Raw genomic sequence first — 7,277 nt, forward strand, 5'->3', positions numbered from 1 at the left:
TCCAGCTTTTTGAAGTCAATGTTATTGAGGCTATCCATAGCGATTTGGCCACCTGAAAGAGAAGCCTCAGTTAGATCATATTCTTACTTAGAATGGTATTATTAGAGCAAACCAGTCAGCAATGGCTGGTTTTTTGCGATCTGGCGTTTGCAAGATCTCCTCTTATGAGTTTAAACCGCTCGCAAATGCAGAAACCAATACCAGAAAGCGTATCAGGCTTTTGACTCGGCTCTACTTTGTTTGTGGCCATAGCCGATCTGCGATTGCAGAATTCCTCAAAGCTATTCGAAGTAGGTAGATGTTTGGATTACGAACAATTTGAAGGATGAGTTGAAGGGGTTGAACACTTTGCTGCGAACTCGGTTCAGAGAGCCGTTACATCAGGGTAGGATATTACTGTCAGCAAAACATAACCGCTTTACATCGTCTAAATTGCTTGCCAAAAAAATACCTGCGGATTGCATTTGATTGCAACTCTCGGCAATGGTGTCAGGTGAAATGCCCCGGCACGCAGATAAATTGACAATGACTTTAAAGGATTTGGTTGCCTGAAGTTGTAAGGCTGTTGTTTTAACGCAGTAATCTGTTGCGAGGCCGCCAATAATGACAGTGGCGACACCTTTGTGATGTAGCCACTCGATCAGTCCGGTACTGAGCTTTTCTTCAAGATCGTGGAAACAAGCGCCGTAAGGATGAAGATCTGGCTCTATCCCTTTCCAGATGACGTGGTCATACTCAGTTACTTTGGGAAGCCCAGGTATCACTTCAAAGCCCTTACTGCCCGGGACGGCGTGTTTGACCCAGGTCAAATCAGCATTAGGGTGTGATAATGGTTGGAACATATTGTCATGGCTATCAACGATCCACACAGCATTCTCCGGGTGCGCATCTTTTGTCAAAATACGCCAGGTTGCTAATTTGGCCTGTTGATTTAAGGCCTGAGCAATATGATGGCCTTCAGGAACAGGCAGTTCATCAGGACAAAGTGGAGTAAAGGTTTGCTGCACATCCACATCGATTGCTGCAATAGCCATGACACTCTCCTTACAGAATCTGATTCAGAATATGATCTGCTTTCAGACGGCGTATACGCTTGATCAAGCGCCTTACCGGTAGCGGGTAGCTGTCGACTTTATCAATAAATTTATAGCTGCCCATTAATTGAGTATGTCGCAAAATGGCACTGAGTTCCTGCTGCTTTTGCTCTGCTAACAGCTCATGTTTGTCGTGTACCAGAATGGCGTTCTCTAAATCCAGTTTCCATGCGCGCGGATTAAGGTTATTGCCGGTAATGAGCATGTATTGGCGATCAACCCAGATTCCTTTCAGGTGGAAGCTATTGTCGTCGTGTTTCCAAATATGAATAGCCAGCTGACGGCGGGCGATAGCGGCCTCGTTGTGTTTGGCAAAACTACGCAAATTTACCTCATATAAGTAAGGTAATCCTGCGATGGTTCTGAACGGTTCGCTGGGCGGAATGTAAAAATCATTAGCGGTTTTATCACCGACAATCAGAGTGATCTTTACACCGCGACGTAAAGCCCGTTTCACTTCCCGGCTTACGCTGCGGGGAAAGTTGAAATAAGGGGTGCAGATCGTCAGCTCATGTTTAGCACTGGCGATCAGGGTACAAATGTACTTATTCAGATTGTTCTTACGACGGCCAAGGCCAACAATGGGGGTGAGGCCAACCTGATCATTAGCGATAGGCTCAGGATCAAAATAATAGCTTGCGCGCTGTAATTCCAGGCGCAATTGCTTGATAGCATTGCGTAAGATTTTCGTTTCCGGCCGGGTCTGCTGATTGAGGCAATTCACCGCTTCACTGTCGACCAGCGTGCGCTGAACAAAGTGGGCCATGCTGTCAGCCAGTTTGGTGTTTTTCAATACATGATATCTGTCGTAGCGGTAACGTTGATGTTGAGCCAGATAGACATCATTCAGGCTGGCGCCGCTATATATGACAGTATTGTCAATGATAAAGCCTTTGAGGTGGAGTACACCAAAGACTTCACGATTGCGAACGGGCACTCCCAACACTTCAATCTTATGTTGGTAGGACTGGGCAAACTCACGGTAGAGCGCTGCATTACCCTCCGATTTTTCTGCACCTATCAATCCACGCTGAGCTCGGTGCCAATCGACGAGTACTTTAATGTCCAGTTCGGGACGTAGCTGTTTTGCATTATACAATGCTTGAAGAATACTGCGACCCGCCTCGTCGTCTTGCAGGTACAATGCGACCAGATAAATACGCTTGGTTGCACTGGCTATTTCCTGATGCAAACGTTCACGAAAGGCACCGGCATCTAGCAGTGTTTCTATATCTTCCGGCTGATGTGCAATACGTGGTAGCTGATCTATGAGCTGCCTATTTGCAGTAGCTGAATCCATTATCGCCTCGTTCCGCGATTTATATGATAAATCTAAAAATTGGGGGCTAATTATACCAGATTTTAGTGCTGGTAAAGCGACCGGGCCGATCCAATTAATGAGCTTGGGAGGCAGGTTGGGTCAACTGGCCTGATATAGCATAGGAGTGAGCGCTTTTCCACCAACTCTGTAGCGTTCAATTCGATGAGCAAGAGAAAGCGGTAGCGCATCATCCGCAATGACCGAAAACTGCGCTTTTAAGTACAGTGACTCAAGGTGGCTGAATGCAAAACAGTAACAGGGCTTAGCCATAAGTTGCAAATGGCAAGCGTTCAATAACGCGAGGCCAAAGCCCTGTTGTCTCAATTGCGGCGCAACCAGCATGCCTGTCATTAATTGAAAATCGTCATATTGCTGGAAACGGACAACGGCCTCGATGGACGTAGCGGTTTCTCCGATCCAGATGATTTCGTCCTTCTTGGCTTTACCCGCAGGATAATGCGCCTTGTACAGACGATTGACCAAAGGAAGGCGAAGAGGTTCCAAAGGATGGAAGCTAAGTGTTGTTTTCGTTAAATCTGTCATGGAATTAACTGCGTCGCTATGTGTGATCAGTTAGAATGCGGCCTCCAGTATAAAGCGACGGTTTGAATTTGGTATGGAAGTTTTGCATCGCCATTCACTGGCTTCATTGCACACATTTGGCTTGAGTGTAACAGCCTCTCAGGTTGTGACCATTAGATCGGTGGACGAGCTGAAAACGCTGCTGTCCAGTGATGCGACAGGGGCTCCTGCTCTTGTGGTGGGGCAAGGGAGTAACTTGCTGTTTTGTGAAGACTATAACGGAACTGTCATACTGAATCGGATCATGGGCATTCAAGTTCATGAAACCGATGTTGCTTACCATCTCCATGTGGGGGCAGGTGAAAACTGGCATCAGTTGGTGTGCTGGACGGTTGAGCAAGAGATGCCTGGCCTGGAAAACCTGGCCCTGATTCCTGGTTGCGCAGGATCTGCACCTATACAGAATATTGGGGCTTACGGGGTTGAGCTTCAGGATATCTGCGAATACGTTGATGTGATGGAGCGAAAAAGTGGTGATGTCGTACGCTTAACGGCGGAAGCGTGCCGCTTTGACTACCGTGATTCTATTTTTAAGCACGAATTGAAAGACAGTCATATCATAGTTGCGGTCGGCCTTCGTCTGAGTAAGGACTGGCAGCCAAATACGAGCTATGGGCCGCTGGCGAACCTGGATCCTGCTACTGTCACAGCTCGCGACATCCTGATACAGGTTTGTGCGACTCGGCAGGCTAAGCTGCCGGACCCGGCGGTGCTTGGTAATGCCGGCAGCTTCTTCAAAAACCCCGTGGTATCAGAAAGTACCTATCAGAAGCTGGCGGCTGAATTTCCGTCTGTCCCTTGTTACCCCGCAGCAGGCGGCCGGTTTAAATTGGCCGCCGGGTGGTTGATAGATCAATGCGGACTGAAAGGCCATAAGGTTGGCGAAGCAGCCGTACACCAGCAGCAGGCGCTAGTGATTGTAAACCTCGGCACGGCCAGCCCTGAGGATGTACTGAAATTGGCGCGCTATATCGTCGACACGGTCAAATCGCGTTTTGGTGTCACATTAGAGCATGAGGTGCGCTTTATGGCGTCTGACGGAGAAACCACACTGGATAAGGTGATGCCATGAAAGAACACACAACCAAGCTGGCGCTGATCCGGTTTTTGACCGATGGTCAGTTTCACTCCGGTGAAGCACTGGGCGAGGCGCTGGGGATTTCTCGCGCAGCAATCAGCAAACATATCAAAGGGATTCAGGAGTGGGGCCTTGATATTCATCGGGTCCAGGGCAAAGGTTACTGCCTGGCTGCCGGGTTTGATTTATTGGATGAGCACCTTATCCAGACTCAGGTTGATTGTCCGTCACTGGCATTGATCCCGGTGATTGATTCAACCAATCAATATATGTTGGATCGCATAGGCCAGTTACCCAAAGGCGCAGTTTGTGTGGCTGAGTACCAGCAGGCCGGGCGCGGGCGCCGTGGGCGGCAATGGCTCTCTCCGTTTGGCAGCAACCTGTATTTGTCAATGTACTGGCGCTTGGATGCCGGTGTTGCTGCTGCGATGGGGCTGAGCCTGGTCGTTGGTTTGGCTGTGGCGAAAACATTGCAGAAGCTGGGTGCGGCGGAGATTAAGGTGAAATGGCCCAATGACCTCTATTATCAGGACAAAAAGCTGGCGGGTATTCTGGTAGAAATGAGCGGTAAAGCCGGAGATGCTGCGCATTTAGTCATTGGTATGGGGCTGAATCTCACCATGTCTAATACAGATACCGAAACAGTGGGGCAACCTTGGTCTAATCTGGCTGAAGCTTGCGACCCTATGCCTGGCCGTAATCAGTTGGCGGCAGCCATCATTGAGGGGGTGACGGAAACTCTGCTGCGCTATGAAGAGGTTGGCATGGCGGGTTTTGTCGATGAGTGGGACCAGTATGACAATTTCCTTGGCCGGCCGGTGAAGCTGTTGATCGGGGACAAAGTCATCCGGGGCGTCGCCTGTGGTATTAACCCCCAAGGGGCGCTGATGCTGGAAACGGAGCAGGGGAAGATGCCGTATCTGGGTGGTGAGATCTCTTTGCGTAAAGACGATTAAGCTCAAGGGCTATCTAAAGCGAGCGGGATACTTACTTTCTGAGTTTGACGGTCTGCACTGCATGGTTAGAGCTTTTTTGCAGGATAAGACTGGCACGCTCGCGCGTCGGCAGAATGTTCTCCCGCAAGTTTTTACCATTAATCTCCTGCCAAATATTGGTCGCCGTTTTCACCGCTTCTGATTCGGTCAGTTTGGTGTAATGATTAAAATAGGATGATGGATCTTTAAAAGCACCCTGACGGAATTTCAGAAAACGTTCTATGTACCAAGTTTGTAGTAAATCCGGTTCGGCATCGACATAAATGGAAAAGTCGAGCAAATCAGAAATAAAGACCCGATGCGGTTCATGAGGGTAATCCATGCCGCTCTGTAACACATTCAGCCCTTCAATGATCAGGATGTCCGGTTGCTCTACCGTCTTTATTTCATCAGTAATATCGTAAAATAAATGAGAATACACAGGGGCATCCACCTGAAGCTTACCTGACTTCACATCGGTCAGAAACTCAACCAAACGCCGAATATCGTAAGACTGAGGAAATCCTTTCTTTTTCATCAGATTTCTTTCCATCAGCACATTATTTGGATAGAGGAAGCCATCAGTAGTGATTAATTCCACCTTAGGGTGTTCCGGCCATCGGGTCAGCAGGGCTTTGAGCAGACGCGCAGTGGTGCTTTTGCCGACAGCGACACTGCCAGCAATACCTATGATGTAAGGCACTGTGCTTGGTTTGGGCTGAGACAGGAACTCTTCCAAAACGCGGTTTCGGCCCTTGCGTGCACCGACATAAAGATTGAGTAAGCGCGACAAAGGCAAATATATATCGCGGACTTCATCCATCGACAAATGCTCATTGATACCGCGAAGACGTTCGAGATCAGCTTCGTCCAGCGTCATTGGCACTGACTTGCGTAAATCAGCCCAGGCCTGCCGGTCAAAAGTAAGATAGGGGGTTAGGATCTCGTTCATCTTGTAACCAAAATCTCATTTACAGGGATTGGGACAATACAGGATCAATAGAGGAAGTGAAAGAGGCCGTGATTTCTCCTTTTGAAGAATTATGTCAGCATAGTCCCTTGTTTGATTAAGAAATGTACATTAAAGCGGCCATTATAATTTTTTTTGTATTTACCTATTGCAACCCCAAAAACCATCGCATAGAATGCGCAGCAATTACGCCGACTTAGCTCAGTAGGTAGAGCAACTGACTTGTAATCAGTAGGTCACCAGTTCGATTCCGGTAGTCGGCACCAAAATTTGGAGGGATTCCCGAGTGGCCAAAGGGATCAGACTGTAAATCTGACGGCTCCGCCTTCGAAGGTTCGAATCCTTCTCCCTCCACCATATTCAAATGGTTGAATAGCTCTACGAGTTACGAGTTTGCGGGCATCGTATAATGGCTATTACCTCAGCCTTCCAAGCTGATGATGCGGGTTCGATTCCCGCTGCCCGCTCCACATTTCTCGTGTGCTGATATAGCTCAGTTGGTAGAGCGCACCCTTGGTAAGGGTGAGGTCGGCGGTTCAAATCCGCCTATCAGCACCACTCTCTCTCCGAAGCACTTCAATCCTTTTGATATATACTCTACAAAACCCATGATTGGTTGTGTGGTCGTTATACCACCTAAATACCGTGCCTAGAGGGACTACCCATGTCTAAAGAAAAATTTGAACGTACGAAACCGCACGTTAACGTTGGTACTATCGGCCACGTTGACCACGGTAAAACTACTCTGACTGCTGCTATCTGTACTGTACTGTCTAAAGTATACGGCGGTTCTGCGCGTGACTTCGCATCTATCGATAATGCGCCAGAAGAGCGTGAGCGTGGTATCACTATCTCTACTTCTCACGTAGAGTACGATACTCCTTCTCGCCACTACGCACACGTAGACTGCCCAGGACACGCCGACTACGTGAAAAACATGATCACCGGTGCTGCTCAGATGGACGGTGGTATTCTGGTTGTTGCTGCGACTGATGGCCCAATGCCACAAACACGTGAGCACATCCTGCTGGGTCGTCAGGTTGGTATCCCTTACATCATCGTGTTCATGAACAAGTGTGACATGGTTGATGACGAAGAGCTGCTGGAGCTGGTTGAGATGGAAGTGCGTGAACTTCTGTCTGAGTACGACTTCCCAGGTGATGACTGCCCAGTGATCCAAGGTTCTGCTCTGGGTGCACTGAACGGTGAAGCTCAGTGGGAAGAGAAAATTGTTGAGCTGGCTGAAGCACTGGATTCT

At 48.6% G+C, this 7,277-nt stretch carries 7 protein-coding genes and 4 tRNA genes; 7 read left to right on the forward strand and 4 right to left on the reverse strand.

All coding sequences use genetic code 11. The annotated features are described in order from the left end of the window. Nucleotides 1-380: 380 nt before the first annotated feature. The 3 genes from L6J37_RS20975 to L6J37_RS20985 form a co-directional block, all read right to left on the reverse strand. Complete coding sequence (locus L6J37_RS20975) at nucleotides 381-1,034, reverse strand: nicotinamidase (protein WP_192017824.1); 654 nt, start codon at nucleotides 1,032-1,034, stop codon at nucleotides 381-383. Nucleotides 1,035-1,044: 10 nt separating this feature from the next. Continuing rightward, the gene (gene pssA, locus L6J37_RS20980; RefSeq protein ID WP_237796476.1) at nucleotides 1,045-2,394 is read right to left on the reverse strand and encodes a CDP-diacylglycerol--serine O-phosphatidyltransferase; all 1,350 of its coding nucleotides are present in this window, start codon (nucleotides 2,392-2,394) and stop codon (nucleotides 1,045-1,047) included. Between the two features lie 120 nt (nucleotides 2,395-2,514). Then, nucleotides 2,515-2,958, reverse strand: coding sequence for a GNAT family N-acetyltransferase (locus L6J37_RS20985; protein WP_237796478.1), 444 nt, complete (start codon nucleotides 2,956-2,958; stop codon nucleotides 2,515-2,517). Between the two features lie 73 nt (nucleotides 2,959-3,031). On the opposite strand from L6J37_RS20985, the gene murB reads away from it, so the two are divergent. Continuing rightward, complete coding sequence (gene murB / locus L6J37_RS20990; protein WP_237796480.1) at nucleotides 3,032-4,069, forward strand: UDP-N-acetylmuramate dehydrogenase; 1,038 nt, start codon at nucleotides 3,032-3,034, stop codon at nucleotides 4,067-4,069. Continuing rightward, nucleotides 4,066-5,031, forward strand: a complete 966-nt coding sequence (gene birA, locus L6J37_RS20995) for a bifunctional biotin--[acetyl-CoA-carboxylase] ligase/biotin operon repressor BirA (protein ID WP_237796483.1) — start codon at nucleotides 4,066-4,068, stop codon at nucleotides 5,029-5,031. The genes murB and birA overlap by 4 nt, the downstream gene beginning before the upstream one ends. 31 nt (nucleotides 5,032-5,062) lie before the next feature. Here birA and coaA read toward each other — a convergent pair whose 3' ends face one another. Next, nucleotides 5,063-6,001: a type I pantothenate kinase gene (gene coaA, locus L6J37_RS21000; RefSeq protein ID WP_192017819.1), complete on the reverse strand. Its 939-nt coding sequence runs from the start codon at nucleotides 5,999-6,001 to the stop codon at nucleotides 5,063-5,065. Between the two features lie 208 nt (nucleotides 6,002-6,209). Here coaA and L6J37_RS21005 point away from each other — a divergent pair. From L6J37_RS21005 to L6J37_RS21025, 5 genes are all read left to right on the forward strand, one after another. Next, nucleotides 6,210-6,285, forward strand: a tRNA-Thr gene (locus L6J37_RS21005). 6 nt (nucleotides 6,286-6,291) lie between these two features. Continuing rightward, nucleotides 6,292-6,376, forward strand: a tRNA-Tyr gene (locus L6J37_RS21010). 38 nt (nucleotides 6,377-6,414) lie between these two features. Continuing rightward, a tRNA-Gly gene (locus L6J37_RS21015) sits at nucleotides 6,415-6,489 on the forward strand. A 12-nt stretch (nucleotides 6,490-6,501) separates the two neighbouring features. After that, a tRNA-Thr gene (locus L6J37_RS21020) sits at nucleotides 6,502-6,577 on the forward strand. Nucleotides 6,578-6,683: 106 nt separating this feature from the next. Then, nucleotides 6,684-7,277 (forward strand): GTP-binding protein (locus L6J37_RS21025; protein WP_237796485.1); only part of this gene is annotated, 594 nt, incomplete at its 3' end.

It is taken from the genome of Photobacterium sp. WH77, assembly GCF_022014395.1.
Lineage (GTDB): Bacteria > Pseudomonadota > Gammaproteobacteria > Enterobacterales > Vibrionaceae > Photobacterium > Photobacterium arenosum.